Source organism: Streptomyces sp. NPDC059003 (genome assembly GCF_042740445.1).
Lineage (GTDB): Bacteria > Actinomycetota > Actinomycetes > Streptomycetales > Streptomycetaceae > Streptomyces.
Genome location: NZ_JBHYJH010000042.1, coordinates 1 through 19,611, shown reverse-complemented (window position 1 = coordinate 19,611; position 19,611 = coordinate 1). Strand labels below are relative to the sequence as shown.

Here is a 19,611-nt window from a genome sequence, read left to right as displayed (position 1 = left end):
AAGGAAATGCTGAGTCTTCGATGATGGAATCGCGCGCTCGTCTCGCACTGCTCTCTCCCGCGCGCCTGGCCGACGTACGGCGGCGAACGGGCGACCACTCCGACCGGGCCATCACCGAAGCGTGCGCCATCGCCCTCGCGTACTGGGCGACGGGCGAGGGCCCCGACGGCATCGACCTCACCCCGGGCACGCTGTTCGCCGACGTCCTCGGCTGGGCCGACAACGGCGGGTCGGGGCCCGCGGGTTGGGAGGTCGGCGCGGACGGCAGGAGCATCGCCGTCCCCGAAGGCGTCGCGCTCGACGACGCGCAGCTCGCGCTCGACGACCTGGCCGACTTCCCGGACCGGCCGCTCGGCACGGTCGGCCCGTCCAGTGTGGCGGCGCGGCTCGCGGCCCTGGCCGAGTGGAACGACACCGACGCCGAGCGGGTCCGCCCGACCATCGTGGAGATGTTCCGCGAACAGGCGCGGACCAGGCCGGACGCCGTCGCCGTCGTCGACGAGCACCGGTCGCTGACGTACCGTCAGGCGGCCGAGCTCTCCAGCCAGTTGGCCCACCACCTGATCGAGCGCGGCCTCGACCGCGAACAGGTCGTCGGGATCTCCCTCGGCCGCTCCGCCGAGATGGTCATCGGCCTCCTCGGCGTGCTCCAGGCGGGCGGCGCCTTCGTGCCGCTCGACCCGCAGTGGCCCGCCGCGCGCCGAGCCGTCGTCATCGACGACGCCCGGGTCGTGGTCCAGCTCAACGACTCCGGCGAGCACGAGGCCTCGGAACCGGCCGCCGTGGCCGTCGACCTCGGCGACTGGCGCTACGGCTCCTACCCCACGGAGGGCACGGGGATCACGCCCCCCGGCGACGCCCTCGCGTATGTGATCTTCACGTCCGGTTCGACCGGGCGGCCCAAGGGCGCGATGATCCGCCACGAGGCGATCAGCGAGCGCCTGCTGTGGCAGGTGAACGAGATCCTGGGCTTCGGCCACGACGACGCGTCGCTGTTCAAGGCGCCGCTGTCCTTCGACATCTCCATCAACGAGATCTTCCTGCCGCTGGTGTGCGGCGGCCGGCTCGTGGTCCTGCGGCCCGGCGGCGAACGCGACCCGCACCACCTGCTGAGCGTCATCGCCGAACAGCGCGTCACCTTCACGTACCTGGTGTCGTCCATGCTGGACGTCCTGCTCGAGATGGCGGGCGACTCCGGGCGCCTCGACAGCCTGCGGCACGTGTGGTGCGGCGGCGAGGTGCTGACCCCGGAGCTGTACGAGCGGTTCCGCACCCGGCTCGACATCCCCATGTACCACGGCTACGGCCCGGCCGAGACGACCATCGGCGTCTCCCACGTCATCTACCGCGGCGCCGCGGAACGCCTGTCGACGTCGATCGGCAAGGCCAACCCCAACACCCGGTTGTACGTCCTCGACGACGAGCTGCGCCCGGTCCCGGTCGGCGTCGGCGGCGAGCTGTACGTGGGCGGATTCCTGCTCGGGCGCGGATACGTCAACGCGCCGGGCCTGACCGCCTCCCGGTTCGTGGCGAATCCTTTCGCCGACGACGGGTCCCGCCTCTACCGCACCGGTGACCTCGCGCGGTTCGCCCCCGACGGGTCCCTCGACTTCCTCGGCCGGGCCGACAACCAGATCAAGATCCGCGGCATGCGCCTGGAGATCGAGGACGTCGAGGCCGGTCTCGCCGAGCACCCCTCGGTGCGGCACACCTGCGTCGTCGCGAAGAAGAACGCGGCGGGCGGCACCTACCTCGTCGGCTATGTGATCCCGGCGGCCGGGAGCGAGGACCTGCGGGCCGACGACGTCAAGGCGTGGGCCACCGAGCACATGGTCGAGTACATGGTGCCCGCCCACCTCGTCGTGATGACCGAGTTCCCGCTCACCGCGAACGGCAAGCTCGACCGGAACGCGCTGCCCGAGCCCACGATCGCCTCCGGCACGGTCGTCCCGCCCGCCACCGACGACGAGCGCGCGGTGTGCGCGGCCGTCGCGGCCCTCCTGCAGCTCGACGAGGTCGGCGTCGACCAGGACTTCTTCCAGCTCGGCGGCGACAGCATCCTGGCCATCTCGCTCCTGAGCGCGCTGCGCGACGCCGGTCTGTACGTCACGGCACGGCAGATCTTCACGCACAGCGTCGTGGGAGCCCTCGCCGCGGTGGCGAGCCGTGAGGACGTCACCGCCGTGGACCACGGCGACACCGCGACCGGTGCCGTCGTGGGGTCGCCCATCGTGCAGTGGCTCGGCGAGACCACGGACGCGATCGACGGCTTCGTGCAGTCGGTGGTCCTCAACACCCCGGCGGAGCTCACCGCCGACGCTCTCGACACGGTCCTCACCGCCGTCGTCGGACGGCACGACATGCTGCGCGCCAAGCTGGTCCGCGGCGACCGCTGGAGCTTCGACATCCCGGAGGCCGCGCGGACCACCGTGGCCTGGGAGGAGAGCGACAGGACGCTGGAGGAGTGCGTCGCGCTCGCCACCGCGGCCCTCGACCCGTCGGACGGCGTGATGCTGCGCGCCGTCTGGCGGCGCGAGGCGCGCCAGCTGGTCGTGGTCGTCCACCACGTGGTGATCGACGGCGTCTCCTGGCGGGTCCTGATGGAGGACCTGGCCACGGCCTGGCGGCAGGTCGCCTCGGGCGCGCCGGTCGAACTGCCCCCGACGGGCACGTCGTTCCGGCGCTGGACCCAGCTCCTGGAGCGCGCGGGCTTCGACGCGGACCTGGCCTACTTCCAGCGGCCCCTGCCCGGAGCGGACCAGCCGGTCGGCCGACGCGCGCTGACCGACGCCGACACCGTCGCACGGGAGCGGATACGCACCGTCTCCGTCGGCCCCGAGGTCACGGCCGCCCTGCTCGGCGACGTGCCCGCGAAGTTCCACGCGGGCGTCAACGACGTCCTGTTGACCGCGCTCGCCGTCGCCCTCGCCCGGTGGCGCCGTGACCTCGGGCAGGACCAGACGTTCGCGCACATCGAGCTCGAAGGCCACGGCCGCGAGGCGCGGTTCGTCGCGGGCGCCGCCGGCTTCGAGCCGGACCTGTCGCGGACCGTGGGCTGGTTCACCACCCTCTTCCCGGTCACCGTGGACCCCGGCGCGGCGGCCGACCCGACCGCCCCCGCCTACCTCGCCGCCGCGCTCAAGGCGGTCAAGGAAGACCTCGCCCAGGTGCCGAGCAACGGCATCTCCTACGGCGCCCTGCGGTACCTGAACGGCGCCGCGTTCGACACCCCCGCGCCGCAGGTGCTCTTCAACTACCTGGGCCGCTTCGACGCGGGCGCCTCCGGCGACTGGCAGCTCGCGGGCACCACCGGACAGCTGGGCGAGAAGCGCGACCCGCGGATGCGCCTGCCGCGCGCCCTGGAGTTCAACGCGATCGCCGAACCCGCCGCGAACGGCTCCGCCGGCGCGAACGGCTCGACCGGCGCGTACGAACTGGTCACCACCATCTCCTGGCCCGACGGGATGTTCACCGACGAGGACATCACCACGCTCGGCGGGTACTTCCGGGTGGCCCTCGCGGGCCTCGCCGCGCTCGACCAGGGCGGCCACACGCCCAGCGACTTCCCCCTGGTGCCGCTCACCCAGGCCGACGTCGACGCCCTGGAAGGACCGCGGCTCCGCGACGTCCTGCCGCTGACCCCGCTGCAGGAGGGCCTGTACTTCCACTCCGTCTTCGACGACGAGTCGGCGGGCGCCTACGTCGAGCAGCAGCTCCTCACCCTGGACGGCGAGGTGGACGCCGACCGGCTCGCGGCGGCGGCCACCCGGCTGCTCACGCTCTACCCGAACCTGGCCGCGCGGTTCGTGGCCCTTGCCGACGGCCGCGTGGTCTCCGTCCTGGAGGGCGGTGTCGAGGCACCCTTCACCACCCTGGACCGCCCCGGCAGCACCGACGCCGAGATCCGCGACCTCGCCGAGCGGGACCGCCGCGCCGGGTTCGACCTGGCCACCGGACCCCTGATGCGCTACACCCTCGTCCGCGCGGGCTCCGGCCGCACCGTCCTCGTCCAGACCGTGCACCACATCATCGCCGACGGCTGGTCGGTGCCGCCGATGCTCCGCGCGCTGCTCGCCGAGTACCACGCGCCGGGGACGGTGTACCCGCGCGGCGGCTTCCCCGACTACGTGGGCTGGCTCGCCGGACGCGACGACGACGAGAGCGACCGGGTGTGGGGCGCGGAGCTCGCCGGCCTCGCAGGGCCCTCGCTGGTCGCCGAGGGGCACACCCCGTCCGACCGGTTCGCCGACACCGCCCTGGAGCCGGAGGACGACATCGACGCGGCCGTCCGTGCGGCGGGCGTGCCCCTGAGCGTGGCCGTGCACAGCGCCTGGGCCGTGACCCTCGGCGGCATCCTGCACGGCGACGACGTGGTGTTCGGCTCCACCGTGTCCGGGCGCGACGCCGAGGTGCCCGGCATCGAGGACATGGTGGGCCTGTTCATCAACACCATTCCCGTACGCACCCGTTGGGGCGGCGACACCACGGCCCGTGACCTGCTCGCCTCGGTGCGGGCACACCAGAGCGCGGTCCTGCCGCACCAGCATGTCTCGCTGGCGCGGATCGGCCGCCAGGCGGGCGCGGGGTCCCTGTTCGACACCCTGGTGGTGTTCGACGTCGCGACGGACGTGGCCGGTCTGCGAGGGCCCGACGACACCCTGGTCATCGCCGACATCGTGAACGAGGGCGCCCCGCACTACCCGCTGACGCTCGTCGTGGAGCGCGCCCTCGACGGCCGCCCGCCCCACGGCGGAGCCGCAGATCTGCGCTTCAACCTGATCTACGACGGTGAACTGCTGCGCGCACAGAGCGCCCAGGACATCCTGCGGACGTTCACCGCGACCCTCACCGGCCTGCTCACCCGCCCCGACGCCCTGGTCGACGACCTGGCGCCCGCCGGCGACCGGCGCCCCGCGCCGATCACCCCGACGACCCTGGGCGGCCTTTTCGACGCCGCCGCGGACCGCGCCCCGGCCGCCACCGCCGTCACCCAGTGCGGCCTCGACGGCGACACCAGGTCCCTGACGTACGGCGAACTGGCCGCCGCCAAGGAAGCGTTGGCCGCGACCCTGCGCGCCGCCGGTGTCGGCCCCGGCAAGCGGGTCGCCGTCGCCGTCCCGCGCTCCCTGGAGCAGGTCGTCGCGCTGGTCGCGGTCGTCACCGCGGGCGGCGCGTACGTACCGCTCGACCTGGCGTACCCGGACGAACGCCTCGCATACATTCTCGCCGACGCGGCCCCGCAGGTCGTCCTCGTCGACCGCGCACAGCGGGACCGCTTCACCGCGCTCCTGGCCAGGGCGGGCGTATCGGCCCGTGTCCTGGTGCAGGGAGACGAGCCGCCGCGGGACACCACCGTGCCCGAGGCGGAGGTGAACTGGGCCGATCCCGCGTACGTGATCTACACGTCCGGCTCGACCGGCCGCCCCAAGGGCGTCGTCGTCCCGCACTCCAGCGTGGTGACGCTGCTCGCCCACACCCGGCCCGACATGGGCTTCGGCCCCGACGACGTGTGGGTCCAGTTCCACTCCTTCTCCTTCGACTTCGCGGTCTGGGAGCTGTGGGGCGCGCTCGCCCACGGCAGCGAGCTGCTGCTTCCCGAGTACGCCCTGACCCGCTCCCCGGTCGACTTCCACCGTCTGGTCCGCGAGCGCGCGGTGACCGTGCTCAACCAGACCCCGTCGGCCTTCTACCAGTTCATCGAGGCCGACCGGCACGCCGACGAGCCCCTCACGGCGCTGCGCCGGATCGTCTTCGGCGGCGAGGCGCTCGACCTCGGACGCCTGCGCGGCTGGGTCGAGCGGCACGGCACCGGTGCGCCGGAGCTCGTCAACATGTACGGCATCACCGAGACCACCGTCCACGTCACCCACCGGGTCCTGACCGACGACGACTTCGGCCCCGGCGACGACGTCAGCCCGATCGGCGGTCCGATCCCCGGCCTGGTCACGCATCTGCTCGACGACCGGCTCCGGCCGGTGCCGCCGGGCCAGGTCGGCGCCATCTACGTCGCCGGTGACCAGGTGGCGCTCGGCTATCTGGGCCGGCCGGGGCTGACCGCGGGCCGGTTCGTCGCGGACCCGTTCGCGGCCGACGGCTCCCGCATGTACCACACGGGCGACCTGGCCCGGCGCACGCTCGACGGCGAGCTGGAGTTCGCGGGGCGCGCCGACGACCAGGTGCAGCTCAAGGGCTTCCGCATCGAGCTCGGCGAGGTGGAGTCGGCGGTCAGGGAACTCGACGGCGTGGTCGACGTGGCGGTCACGGTGGCGCCCAGCGGCGACCACCTCGTCGCCCATGTGGTGGGCGAGGTGCCGACCGACTTCGTGGGACGGCTTGCAGCCAAGCTTCCCGTGCACATGGTGCCGGGCCGGGTGCTGACGACGGACGCCCTGCCCTTGACGGTCAACGGCAAGCTGGACCGCAAGGCCTTGGCTGGCCGGGCGAGTGCGCCCCGCAGGGGCGCGGGGCTGGATCTATCAGCGGCTCCGCCGCGGGGCGCGACCAGCCACGAAACACCCGCAGGCGAAAACGCACTGGCCGCCCTGGTCGAAATCTTCACCGACACCCTGCCCGGCGCAGCCGTGGACCCCGACACCGACTTCTTCCGCGCCGGAGGCGACAGCATCGTCGCCATCACCGTGATCAACCGCGCCAGGGCCGCCGGCCTGCCCATCGCCCCGAAGGACATGTTCCTGTACAAGACGCCGCGCGGCCTCGCCGAGCACCTGGGCACGCGTACGGCACAGGCCCCGACGGCCGTCCCGGCGCCCGTCCGCCGCGAGGACGGCCCCGTGGCGCCCACGCCGATCATCCTGCGCCAGCGCGAACTCGGCGGATCGCTCGACCGGTTCGCCCAGGCCAGGACGCTCGTGGCGCCCGAGGGCACCGGGTACGCCGACGCCGGGCGCGCCGCGCACGCCGTCGTGGCCGCGCACCCGGCCCTCCGGCTGCGGCTGCGCGTCGAGCACGGGGTGTGGACCCTGCGCACCGAACCCGCCCGCGAGGTCACGGTGGCCCGGCCGGACACGAGCGACGCGACGGCGGCGGCGAACGAGGCCGCCGGACGGCTCGACCCCGAGTCCGGGGACGTCATCGCCTTCTCGTGGCTGGAGACGAGCCGGACCCTGGTCGTCACCGTGCACCACATCGCCGTCGACTCGGTGTCCTGGCTCGTCCTCCTCGACGACCTGGCCACCGCCCTGCGCGGGGAGCCCCTGGCGCCGCCGACCACCTCCTACGCCGAGTACGCCGAGGCCCTGACGCGCAAGGCCGCCGAGTCGAGCGACGACCTCGGGCACTGGGTCACCACGCTCCAGGCGCCCGCGCTGCTGCCCGCCGTGGCACAACCGCGCGAGACCACCGTCGTCCTCGCGCCCGACCTCAGCGACCGCGTGACCCGCACCGCGCCCACCGCGCTCGGCCTCGGCCTCACCGAGCTGCTGTGCGGCGCGCTGCGCACCGCGCTGACGCGGATCCAGGCGTCGCCCACCGACCTCGCCGTCGAGCTCGAACGGCACGGCAGGGTCCCGGCCGACGAACACCACGACTACACCCGCACCGTCGGCTGGTTCACCGCCATCGCGCCCGTGCGGCTCACCGCGCACACCGACCCCGTCGCGGCCGCGCGCGAGGTCGCCGCACGCCAGCCCGACGAGGCCGCACACGTCGGCTACGGCCGGCTCAGGTACCTCAACCCGCAGACGGCCCCGCTCCTGACCGCCCGCCCCCAGGTCCTGTTCAACTACCTGGGCCGGGGCAGCGAGTCCCAGGCGCTGCACCTCACCGGCGGCGACCCGGGCAGCCCGTACGCCGTCGAGGTCAACGCGTGGACCGACGCGGCCACCGGCAGCCTGCACGCCGCCTTCACGCTCGCCGACGGCGTCCCCGACGAGATCACCGAGCACTGGCTCAGCGCCCTCGCACAGATCGCGGACGCCGCCGCGACGGCCGAGCGCACCGCGCCGGTCACCCCGCTCCAGCGCGGCCTGTTCTTCCAGGCCCAGATGGCGGGCCAGGCCGGGCACTACGTCGCGCAGAGCTGGTTCACCTTCGACCGGCGCCTGGACGCCGACGCGCTCGCCGGGGCGATGTCGTACGTGATGTGGCGGCACCCGGTCGTCGGCGCGGGTTTCGCCACCGACGACGACGGCAACCCGGTCCAGGTCCTCAAGGCGGGCCGCCGCGTCGACGTCCGCACCGTCGAACTGGCCACGGACGACGACGTCGAGGCCCTGCGCACCCGGGACCGCGACACCGGCTTCGACCCCGGTGAGCCGCCGCTGATCCGCCTCACCGTGGTGCGGCTGCCCGACGGCCGCGACGGCCTGCTCCTGAGCTACCACCTGCTGCTGTGGGACGGCTGGTCCCGCGAGATCGTGCTGCGGGACCTGTTCGACGCGTACGCGGCCCTCCTCGCGGGCGAGGAGCTCGACCCGGCACCGGCCACACCGAGCTTCGAGGACCACGCCCGGGCGCTCGCCGCCAAGGACCCCGCCGTGTCCGAGCGCTTCTGGGCGGAGCACCTGGCCGAGCTCCCCGGCCCGACCCTGCTCGCCGGACCGGCACCGACCCTCTCCGACGAGCTGCCCCGCGCCCTCGTCCACACGCTGTCCGCCGACCAGTCGGACCTGCTGCGGAACGCGGCCAAGGCGCACGGCGTCACGCTGAACTCGGTCCTGACCGGCGCGTTCGGCCTGCTCCTCGGCGCGCACACGGGCCGCAGCGACGCCGTGTTCGGCGTGACCGTCTCCGGCCGCGACGGCGAGGGCCTGTCCGACATCGTGGGCGTGCTGCTCAACACCGTGCCCATGTGGACGCGGGCCCGGCCCGACGACACCGTCCGGGACTATCTGTCGGCCGTCCAGGTCGCCCGCGTCGAGGCGATGGAGCACGAGCACCTCGGGCTCGGCGAGATCCAGCGCGCCAGCGGGCACGACACCCTGTTCGACAACCTGTTCGTGCTCCAGAACTTCCTGGACATGGACGCGTTCGCCGAGATGAACGCCCGGCACGGCATCACCTCGGTGAAGGCCGACGACTCCACCCACTATCCGTTCACGTGGGTCGTCACCCCCGGCGAGCGGCTCACGGTCAAGCTGGAGCACCGCGACGGCGACACCGCCGGCGCCCGGCGGCTCCTCGACGACTACGTGCGCGTCCTCGACGACCTCGCCCGCTCGACCGGCCCGGTCGGCGCGCTGCCGGGCCTCGGACAGCGGCCCGAGCCCGCCGCGCGGACGGACGTCGGCACGGACACCGTCGTCGACCGCTTCGACCGGGCCGCGGACCGCGACCCGCAGCGCGTGGCGCTCGTCGCCCACGGCGCGACCATGACGTTCGCCGAACTCCGGGACCGCAGCCGCGCGGTCGCCGGAGTACTCGCCGGGCGGGGCATCGGCCCCGAGACGACCGTGGGCCTCGCGATCCCGCGCTCCCTCGACTCGATCGTGGCGCTGTTCGCGGTCCTGCGCGTAGGCGCCGCGTACGTACCCCTGGAACTCGACCACCCGGACGAGCGGATCGCCACGATCGTCGCGGACGCACGGCCCGACGTGATCCTCACGGTGAGCGCCGTCTCCCCCCGTCTGACCGGCGATCTGATCGACACCGGCGACCTGATCGAGCTGGACCGGCCCCTGCCCGAGGCCGAGCCGTATCTGACGTTCGACCCGGACGACCCGGACCGCCTCCGCCACCCCGCGTACACGATCTACACCTCCGGATCGACCGGGAAGCCCAAGGGCGTGGTGACTGAGTACGCCGGGCTCACCAACATGCTGATCAACCATCAGCGCCGGATCTTCGAGCCGGTCCTCGCCGACCACGGCCACCGGGTCTTCCGCATCGCGCACACCGTGTCGTTCGCGTTCGACATGTCGTGGGAGGAGCTGCTCTGGCTCGCCGACGGCCACGAGGTGCACATCTGTGACGAGGAGCTGCGCCGCGACGCGCCCGGCCTGGTCGCGTACTGTCTGGAGCACGGGATCGACGTCATCAACGTCACCCCGACCTACGCCCAGCAGCTCGCGGCGGAGGGCCTGCTCGACCACCCCGGGCGGCGCCCGGCGCTCGTGCTCCTCGGCGGTGAGGCCGTCACGCCGACGCTGTGGCAGCGCCTCGGCGAGACCGAGGGCACGGTCGGCTACAACCTGTACGGGCCCACCGAGTACACCATCAACACCCTCGGCGTCGGCACCTTCGAGTGCCAGGACCCCGTGGTGGGCGTCGCGATCGACAACACCGACGTGTACGTCCTCGACCCGTGGCTGCGGCCGCTGCCCGACGGCGTCCCCGGCGAGCTGTACGTGTCCGGCATCGGCATCGCCCGCGGCTACCTCGGACAGCCCGCCCAGACCGCCCACCGGTTCGTGGCCTGCCCGTTCGGCGAGCCAGGCGAGCGCATGTACCGCACCGGCGACCTGGTGGTCCGGCGGCCCGACGGGAACCTGATGTACCTGGGCCGCACCGACCAGCAGGTCAAGATCCGAGGGCACCGGGTGGAACTCGGCGAGGTCGAGGCCGCGTTCGCGGCGCACCCGGCGGTGCGGTTCACCGCCGCGGTCGCGCAGCCGGACCCGCAGGTCGACGGCGCGTACCGCCTCGCCGCCTACCTCGTCCTCGACGGCGCTGACCTCGCGGCGGTCGCCGCCGACGTGGGCGCGGGCCTGCCGGACTTCCTGCGTCCCACGCACTACGCCCAGGTCGAAAGCATCCCGCTCACCGTGAACGGGAAGGCTGACACGAAGGCGCTGCCGGAGGCCAAGCCGCTCGGCGCGCTGACCACGGCGGGGGAGCGCGGCCCGGGGACCGAGACCGAGACCGTGGTGTGCGAGTACTTCGCCGAGGCCCTGGACCTGGACGACGACGAGGTGAGCGCAGTGAGCGACTTCGTGTCCCTCGGAGGGCACTCCATGCTGGCGGTGCGCCTGATCGGGCTGCTCCGCCGCGAGTACGGTCCTGTGGTCACGATCCGAGACCTGTTCACCCTGCGAACCCCGGAAGCGATTGCCCGCCACCTCGATGACAACTCCTGACGCGACCACAGCAGACACGCGGCGGCCCCGCCCGGGCTCCGACATCCTCAAGACCGCGCTGCGCCGCAACGTCGGCGCCATGGTCTGGGGCACCGTCCTCATGGGCCTGTACCAGGCCGGTGAGACGGCCTTCCCCATCGCGCTCGGCCTGATCGTCGAGCACACGCTGCGGGACGACCGGAGCCTCGGCTCGCTCGCCGTCGCGATCGGCGCGCTCGCCGTGATCATCACGACGGTGTCGCTGTCGTGGCGGTTCGGCATGCGCATCCTGCAGAAGGCCAACACGACCGAGGCGCACCGCTGGCGGGTGCGGGTCGCGGCCTGCGGGCTCCAGCCGGTGGCCAGGGACGTCGACCTCAAGTCCGGCGAGGTCCTCACCATCGCCACGGAGGACGCCGACCAGACCGCGGACATCGTCGAAGTCGTGCCGATGCTGATCAGCTCGCTGGTCGCGGTCGTCGTCGCGGCCGTCGCGCTCGGCCTCGCCGACTTCCGGCTCGGGCTGCTCGTGATCGTGGGCACCGTCGCGATCCTGTCGGTCCTGAGCGTGATGTCCAAGCGGATCGGCTCCAGCACCCGCGAGCAGCAGGCCCGGGTGGCCCGCGCGGGCGCCAAGGTCGCCGACCTGATCACCGGCCTGCGCCCGCTGCACGGATTCGGCGGCAACCACGCGGCGTTCCGCTCCTACCGGAAGGTCAGCACGGAGGCGAAGCACCAGGCGATCACCGTCGCCAAGGTGAACGGCGCGTACGCGGGCACGGCGCTCGCCCTCAACGCCGTCCTCGCCGCCGCCGTGACCCTGACGGCGGGCTGGCTGGCGTTCGACGGCCAGATCGACATCGGGGAACTCGTCATGGCCGTCGGCCTCGCGCAGTTCATCATGGAGCCGCTCAAACTGTTCTCGGAGATGCCGAAGTACGTGATGGTCGCGCGCGCGTCGGCCGAGCGGATGGCACTCGTGCTCACCGCGCCGCCGGTGACGACCCCCGGCTCCGAGCGCCCCGCCGCGGGCGGCGGCCTCGAGGTCGACTGCGTCCAGCACGGGCCCCTGCGCAAGCTGAACTTCCAGGTGCCCGCGGGCGAGTTCGTGGCGATCGCCGTCTACCAGCCGCGCGCGGCGGCCGACCTCGCGTCGATCCTGGCCGTGCACGTCCCGCCCGACGCGTACGAGGGCGTGGTGCGCCTCGGCGGGCAGGAGCTCGCGGACCTGTCCGTCGAGGCGGTCCGCGAGCACATGCTGGTGAACCCGTACGACGGGGAGATCTTCGCGGGCACCCTGCGCACGAACATCGACCCGTCGGGCACCAGCCGGATGGTCCCCGAGGCCGTCGAGGCGTCCATGCTGACCGACGTCGTCGCCCTGCACCGCGAAGGACTCGACTACGGCGTACGCGACCGCGGCGCGAACCTCTCCGGCGGCCAGCGCCAACGCCTCTCCCTGGCCCGCGCCCTCGCCGCCGACACCGACGTCCTCGTCCTGCACGACCCGACGACCGCCGTCGACGCGGTCACCGAACAGCTCATCGCGCGCAACGTAGCGAAGCTGCGCCGGGGCCGCACCACGGTCGTGCTCACCAGCAGCCCCGCCCTCCTGGACGCCGCCGACCGGGTCCTGGTCCTGGACGACGGAGTCATCACGGCCGAGGACACCCATCGGAATCTACTGGCTACGGATGAGGCCTACTGCCGGGCGGTGGCTCGGTGAGGGGCTGAGCGCCTCGAAGGGGCGCGGGGCTGTGTCATGTGCGGCTCCGCCGCGTGGGCGTGCCCAGCCCCCACCGGTCCGCAGACAAAACTCATCCCAGGGCCCAGGCAACATCCCGCAGCAACGCATGCCGCCACCCCGCCCGATCATGCCCGGAGGCCGACCGAGAAACCCGCACGGCCGCACCGGCCTGTTCAGTGAGGGTCTCAACGAGTGCGCAATGGGGCAGCATCCCCGCCTCGTGCTCCCCGACGTCGAAAGCGACCCGCAGCCCCGACAGGTCGGGGCGTCCCCGCAGCCGCGCGGCGAGGGTGCCGCCGACCGGCCCGCCAAGGGGGTCCGCCAGACCCATGGCATCCGGCGTCCACCAGAACGACGGCGACTGAACGGCGACACGGGACACAAGATCCGGAAACGCCAGCGCCGCGTACATCGCACTGAGGCCGCCGAGGCTCTGCCCGGCGACCACGAGGCGGTCCCGGTCGGCGGGTACGCCGGACTCCGCCACCAGCGGCAGCAGTTCGTCCCGTACCGCCTCCCACAGCTCGGGCCCGCACGCGAACTCGGCCTCCCTGTCCTTGGCGGGCAGGAAGACGAGAGTGACGGGGGGCAGCTCCCCGTCGGCGACGGCCGCGTCGAACGCGCTCATGGCGGGGTGCAGATACAGCCAGTCGTCCCCGTCGAGCAGCAGGACCACGGGCCCGCCGCCGCCCGCCGGGTGCACGCGCACGGTGCGCCGCCCGCCGAGCCGCTCACTGGCCCAGCGGATCCGGGTGCGGGGGAGGGGCAGGACGTCGTCGGCGCCGACCACGGGCCAGTGCGGCTGGGCCGGTGCGTCCGGCGTCGCCGCGATGGACCGGTCACCGCCCGCACCGACCGGGTTGAGCGGGTCGGCGTACGCGGCCTCGTCCGTGAGGAACTGGTAGGTCACCCGCAGCCGCGCGGGCATGCGGACCTTGGCGTACCAGCAGTCCGTGTCGCCGAAGCGGCGCAGGGGCACGGGCTGTGACCAGCTCTCGAAGCCGATGCGGGCCTCCGACCCGCGCCACAGGAACAAGGTCACCCAGCCGCCGTCGTCGGCGGGCACCGACACGGGCGCCCCCGCGGCCGCCCAGAAGGCGTCGGTGCCGGGCGCGCCGGACAGCCCGAACTCGACGAAGGCATGGGCCGTGTCGGCATCGGCGTCGGCATCGATATCGGCAGCGGCACGGGCGTCGGCCGTCAGGCCGGAGACGGGATCGGTCATGGCCGGCTGAAGTCTCCTTGAGAGAGGGAAGAGGGAGAGCTAAGCTCCGTAATTAGGTGAGCCTAACCTCATGGTGGCGCTCCCTGCCATCCCTGTTCCCTCTACGGAAAGCACCCTCACTGACCATGAGCACCAACCCGTTCGACGACGCCGAAGGCCGCTTCCTGGTCCTGGTGAACGACGAGGGCCAGCACTCGCTCTGGCCGTCCTTCGCCGAGGTGCCCGGCGGCTGGACGGTCGCGTTCGCCGAGAACACCCGTCAGGCCTGCCTGGAGTACGTCGAGTCCCACTGGACCGACCTGCGCCCGCGCTCCCTCGCGGCGTCCATGGAGGCCTGACGTCCCTCATCCGGGAGCGGGGGACGAGGCGCTGAGGGGGCCGGTCCGGGCAGCGCCGACGAAGGCCTCGCGGACGGCCGCCGCGCGCTCCATAAGGGGGTCGCCGACCCCGCCACCGCTCTTCGTCCTCCTTGTCCGCCCAGCCGGTGAGCAGGTCCCAGGCGACGGACGCCGCGCCGTGCCGGTCGTCGTCGCACGTCTCCGCGTCGCGGGGGCACCAGCCGGCTTCCAGGGCGCTGACCGCCGAGCGGAGCACGGACCGGTCGAGCGCCACGCGCTCCAGATAGCGGCAGCGCTCCAGCAACTCCTTGGCCGACGGCAGGAGATCCGGCGGGGCCATGAGCTCCACGGGGGCGTAGGCCTCCTCCACCGCCCTGGAGTGTTCGCCGAGCAGCGGCCCGCGCTGTTCGTGGTCGATGTCGGGCAGGCGCCGCACCGTACGGAACAAGGCGTCCGTCGCCCGGAGGAACTCCGTGGTCGCGTCGGCGAGTTGGCCGCGCAGCCACTGGGCGCGTTCGTGGTCCGCCGCTCGTTCGGCGCCGCGTTTGCTCCACCATGCCGCGACGAAGGCGACGGCGGCGGAGAGAAGGGCGGCGATGGCGCCCATGTTCGCCAGGTCCATGGGGCCATCCTGCCCGCGTACGGCCGTGGCGGGGCGGCGATCTCAGTCGTAGCGCGGGACCGTCTCACACTCCTGGTGGCTCCAGGAGTTGCGGACCGCCAGGGCCGCCTCGACACGGCTGCGGAGGCGCAACTTGCTGAGTACCCGGCTCACATGGGTCTTCACGGTGTTCTCCGAGACGGTGAGGCGCTGGGCGATGTCCGCGTTGGACATGCCCTGGCCGACATAGGTGAGGACCTGCTTCTCGCGCGTGGTGAGGACCTTGGCGAAGCGGTCGTCGGCGGTGAGGGTCTGCTCGACGTCCTGGTGGGCGGCGGTCCTGACGAGTGGGCGGATGGCGATGGGGTCGAGATATCCGTGCCCCGCCGCGATCAGCCGGATCGCCGCCACGAGTTCACCGGCCCCGGCATCCATGGGGAGGATGCCGACGGCCCCGGCCGAGAGTGCGCGCAGGACATTGCCGTCGAGTTTCTTCGGCATGAGCAGGAGTACGTCCGTTTTTTGCGAGACCGCGATTTCACGTATGACCGCGGAATTACTTAATTCAGCATCACTGCCGTCGATGATCATGACATCGGCGGTCACATAGTTATGGAGACCGAGGAGTTGTTCCCGGTCGACCGCGAAGGCAACCACCGACATATCGCCCGCGGCCTGCAGGATCTGGACGATACCGGCACGAGCGAGACCGCCTGCGTGCGCAATTGCCAATCTTATTGCCATGCCCCGTTGCTCCCTGTGAGAGTGCACCGCGGACGTCAGGCCCCCCGAGTGGTCGTGGTCGGGGAGGGGGGTGTGGTCCAACTGCCCGCAGTGTCCAAGGAAAACATCCCCAGTTTAGGGATGGTAATGCGATTGTAAAACACTGCGGGGAGTAGTGATAGGGGGAGTGGTGACAGGGGTGGGTGGGGTCCGTGTTATTGGGATGTGCCGTCGGTGCTTTCAGGCCAACTCGCCGTTGCGCAGGGCCGTGAGCGGGTCGGTGTAGTCGAACGTGCCGACCAGGCCTCCCTTGACGCTGGTCGAGTCGTGCACGGCGTAGCCCAGGAGGCCGAGCAGCTCGTCCGGGAGCTCTGCCGCGCGGCGCGGCGGTATCGAGAGCATCGCGTTGTCGACGGGCCGCAGCCAGCCGGCGCAGTAGCTCAGGGTCACACCGCGACGCGAGGTGTCCTGCGTCTGATTCGGGCCACCTCCGTGGAGCACGTCCCCGCGGAAGAACAGCACGTCACCGGGGTCCATGACGGCTCGCGCGATCTGGTGCGGCCGCGGCCGCCGGCCGAGCGGCCAGGGGTGGCTGCCGGGCACCACGCGCGTCGCGCCGTTCTGCCGTGTGAACGGGGTGAGGGCGATCATCGCGCTCACGTTCCACGGGTGTTCGCCCCGCGGGAGGTCGGGCCACCAGGAGCCGGTGTCCCGGTGCAGCATCTGCGACGACTCGCCGGGGCCGATCTGAATGACCTCCGCCGCGCTGAGCAGCACCTGGTTGCACCACTGGGAGAGCAGCCTGCGCACCGCGCCGAGAATGCGCGGCTCGGTGATCAGGTCGTGCGACGCCTGGATCTTTCCGGGGAGCGCGTGCAGGCGCAGCGTCTTGCGGCCGAGAAATCCGTTGTACGCCGTCGACGACGTTTCCGGGGCCGCCCTTCCGGAGTCGACGGCGAACCAGTCGTCGACTTGGCCGTTGAAAGTGTCGAGGAGTTCCTCGGGAATCAATGAGCGGACGATCGCCGCCCCCTGACTCCGTGTCGTCTCCTCGATCTCGGGCCAGGCGTACGGCGCCTCGAATACCGGTATTCTTGCCTCTTCTGCTGTGCTCACGAGATCACGGGCCTCTGTTGCGTCGGTGAACTTCTCTGCTGGTGACGGGGTTTGCTGACAGGGATTTCTGACGGGGTTTGCCGACGGGATTTACCGACGGCCCCTAGGCCTTTCCGGTGCCCGATGTTTTGTGCTGCGCCTCCTCCTCCGGGGGCGAGCCCGGCCAGATGGTGGTGATGACGGGGCCGATCAGGCTGTAGAGGGCGATTTTGCTGAGCGGGTTGAACCACACCATGAAGGGCGCGCCCTTCTCGGGGCCGCCGACCAGAGCGACAAGGCCGAGGATCATGGCGGCGCTGATGGCGAAGGCGAGCATGAAGGTCAGCCAGCTCTTCCACGCCGAGACGATCGCCTCGGTGCCGTAGAGGGTGCGCTGTTCGGGCTTGGGCGCGCCCTCGTAGCGCTGGGCGAACTTCGCGTCGGCCCAGCGCATCGTCCGGTGGCCGTAGACGACGGTGATGCCGAGGTACGCGGCGGACAGGCCGTGCCAGATGCTGGGCTCGTCGCCGTTGCGCACGCTGATCACGGTGGTGGTGAGCAGTACGACGTCGATGAGGGGGACGCAGAGCAGCAGCCCGGCGCCCAGGCGCCGCCAGCCGGCCACGTAGCGGGCCGCGAGCCCGGCCAGGAGGAGCACCCAGAACAGGATGTCGCTGGCGATGATGAGGTAAAAGATGCCCGCCTCCAGGAGGGAAGCTCGTCGAACAGGGCACCGCCCGGTGCGGGGGTGGACGCGGGCGCGGCCGCATCCCTGCACCTGGCGATGCCGGGTATCTCCGTTGCTGAGGAGCCGTCAACTGTACTGCTGTGCGCGGTGGGACGGCCTTGCCGGGCGGCTGCTCCGGCTCGGTGGAGGGCTCGGCCTCAGCGGACCGCTTCGGCTCTGTGCGCGGCCTCGGCTCTGTGCGCGGCCTCGGCTCTGCGCTCCCGGCGGGCGAGCAGCGCGAGCCGGCGGTCCTCGAACCTCCCGGCCTCGTCCCGCAGCGCCTCCAGGAAGCCGCCGAGCTCGTCCTGCGCCCGCCGCCCCTCCGGCCCAAGACCGCTCCGGCCCAGGACGTCCAGGTGCCGGAGCACCGGGTCGAGGACGCTGTCGTGGTGGATGCGGGCGTTGTAGATGCCGCCGATGGCGATGTGGGCGGCCGCGCGCTGGAATCCGGCGATGCCTTCTCCGGGCATGCTGAAGCCCCGTACGACGTCGGTGACGGCGCGCATGCTCTGGTCGGGCGCGAGCTCGAGGGCGGCCTCCAGCATGTTCCGGTAGAAGATCATGTGGAGGTTCTCGTCCTTGGCCACCCGCGCGAGGAGCCGGTCGCAGACCGGATCGTCCACCACATGGCCGGTGTTGCGGTGCGCGACCCGGGTCGCGAGCTCCTGGAGCGTCACGTAGGCGATGACTTCAAGCACGCTGCCGTCCGCCGGCGCGGGGGCCGACATATGGGCCATGCGCGCCCGTTCGAGGTCCACCGGATCCACCGCGCGCGACGTGACGAGGTAGTCGCGGATCACGATGGAGTGCCGCGCCTCCTCGGCCGTCCACCGGTCCACCCAGGTGCCCCATGCGGCGTCCCGGCCGAAGATCTCCACGATCTGCCGGTGGTACCGGGGGAGGTTGTCCTCGGTGAGGAGGTTCACCTTGAGCGCGATGCGGCCGAGTTCGCTCAGCTGTGACTGTTCCGGGCGCCATGGCTCACCGCCCATGACACCGTCGAAATCCCGTCCCCTGCTCCAGGGGACGTATGTGTGGGGGAACCATTCGACCGCGCTTGCCAAGTGGCGATTCAGCTCCCGTTCCGCCACTTCCTCAAGGTCGGTCAAGATCTGGGCGTCCGTGAGATTCACGTCCAGGAATACCTTCGCGTGTGAGCATGCGGGGGGTTCTTCTGTCGTCTGCACAGCCCCCCGGTGTCGGCTGGGGCGGGGGACGAGGAGTGACCCTACCCGGGGGCGTGTGGGGGATACAAGGACAGGTGGGAAGGCCCTTGCAAGGTCATAGATAAGGGTGAGGGTGAGTAGTCCCAAAGTGTGACCCGACAAGCCTTCTTGAGAAGGATTCCGGCCGCGGCGGGGGTCCTGCTTCAATGAAGCGCCGCGGGCCGCGGGGGAGTTCGGCTCCGGACGCCGCCGTCCGCGCTCGGACGATGGTCGACGGAGAGGGAGGAAGCCGCCGTGGCGGGATCCACAACGGGACCGGGCGAGGCCGGTAAGCGGAAGGAGAGCGGGCATCCGCACGTCGAACTGGAGCGAGGACGCCTGCTGTTGGTCGGCACGGGCGCCTTCGCCGTGACGGCGCTGCCCAGTTGGATCGCCCTGATGCAGACCTGGTACGGCTGGTCGATCCGGGTGTGCCTGACGCACTCGGCGGAGCGGCTCGTGTCCCGTGAGGCGCTCGCGGCGGTCACCCAGGCCCCGGTCGAGGGGCCGGAGTGGCGGACGGAGCGCGGCGTCACGCCGCACCAGGAGCTCGCCGAGTGGCCTGATCTGGTCCTTGTCGCCCCGGCCACCACGAACTTCGTTGCGAAGTGCGCCCTCGGCATGCCCGACAGCCTCGCGCTGAGCACCGTACTGAGCACGCGGGCCCCCGTGGTGCTCGCCCCGTCCCTGCCCGAGGGCGCGCTCGCGCGGCCCGCCGTGCAGCGCAACCTCCGGACGCTCACCGAGGACGGGTTCCATGTGGCACCCATGCAGCGGGTGAGGTCGGTGCACAAGGGCAGGCTGACGAACGCGGCCGCCGGCATGCCGGATATCTTCACCACCCTGCGATTCGTCGCGCGCGCGGTGGCGGAGCACGCGGCCGAACAGGCCGCGGACGACGGCCTTTCCGGCCCGGACGGCACCACGGCGGCCAGCGC

Annotated in this window: 9 protein-coding genes; 4 read left to right on the top strand and 5 right to left on the bottom strand. The window is 72.1% G+C overall.

From position 1 onward, the window contains the following. Positions 1-20: 20 nt before the first annotated feature. Together ACFWZ5_RS17325 and ACFWZ5_RS17320 are read left to right on the top strand one after the other, a co-directional pair. Positions 21-11,033 (top strand): amino acid adenylation domain-containing protein, encoded by an 11,013-nt coding sequence (locus ACFWZ5_RS17325; RefSeq protein ID WP_384792652.1) that lies wholly within the window; start codon positions 21-23, stop codon positions 11,031-11,033. Continuing rightward, positions 11,020-12,738, top strand: a complete 1,719-nt coding sequence (locus tag ACFWZ5_RS17320; protein WP_384792649.1) for an ABC transporter ATP-binding protein — start codon at positions 11,020-11,022, stop codon at positions 12,736-12,738. Before ACFWZ5_RS17325 ends, ACFWZ5_RS17320 begins: the two co-directional genes overlap by 14 nt. A gap of 91 nt (positions 12,739-12,829) precedes the next feature. On the opposite strand, the gene ACFWZ5_RS17315 is transcribed toward ACFWZ5_RS17320, so the two are convergent. After that, positions 12,830-13,984, bottom strand: a complete 1,155-nt coding sequence (locus tag ACFWZ5_RS17315; RefSeq protein WP_384792646.1) for an alpha/beta hydrolase-fold protein — start codon at positions 13,982-13,984, stop codon at positions 12,830-12,832. A gap of 125 nt (positions 13,985-14,109) precedes the next feature. Between ACFWZ5_RS17315 and ACFWZ5_RS17310 the strand changes: the two genes are divergently transcribed. Beyond that, positions 14,110-14,322 (top strand): MbtH family protein, encoded by a 213-nt coding sequence (locus ACFWZ5_RS17310; protein WP_384792643.1) that lies wholly within the window; start codon positions 14,110-14,112, stop codon positions 14,320-14,322. A gap of 664 nt (positions 14,323-14,986) precedes the next feature. Here the strand turns inward: ACFWZ5_RS17310 and ACFWZ5_RS17305 are convergent. The 4 genes from ACFWZ5_RS17305 to ACFWZ5_RS17290 all read right to left on the bottom strand — a co-directional run bounded on the left by ACFWZ5_RS17305 (position 14,987) and on the right by ACFWZ5_RS17290 (position 18,580). Beyond that, the gene (locus ACFWZ5_RS17305; RefSeq protein ID WP_384890818.1) at positions 14,987-15,667 is read right to left on the bottom strand and encodes a LuxR C-terminal-related transcriptional regulator; all 681 of its coding nucleotides are present in this window, start codon (positions 15,665-15,667) and stop codon (positions 14,987-14,989) included. A 219-nt stretch (positions 15,668-15,886) separates the two neighbouring features. Beyond that, positions 15,887-16,762 (bottom strand): phytanoyl-CoA dioxygenase family protein, encoded by an 876-nt coding sequence (locus tag ACFWZ5_RS17300; RefSeq protein ID WP_384792637.1) that lies wholly within the window; start codon positions 16,760-16,762, stop codon positions 15,887-15,889. Between the two features lie 103 nt (positions 16,763-16,865). After that, on the bottom strand, positions 16,866-17,519 hold the full coding sequence (locus ACFWZ5_RS17295) for a hypothetical protein (protein ID WP_384792634.1): 654 nt from the start codon (positions 17,517-17,519) through the stop codon (positions 16,866-16,868). 107 nt (positions 17,520-17,626) lie between these two features. After that, complete coding sequence (locus tag ACFWZ5_RS17290; protein ID WP_384792705.1) at positions 17,627-18,580, bottom strand: acyl-ACP desaturase; 954 nt, start codon at positions 18,578-18,580, stop codon at positions 17,627-17,629. A 348-nt stretch (positions 18,581-18,928) separates the two neighbouring features. On the opposite strand from ACFWZ5_RS17290, the gene ACFWZ5_RS17285 reads away from it, so the two are divergent. Then, on the top strand, positions 18,929-19,611 hold a 683-nt coding region (locus tag ACFWZ5_RS17285), incomplete at its 3' end, for a flavoprotein (RefSeq protein WP_384792631.1).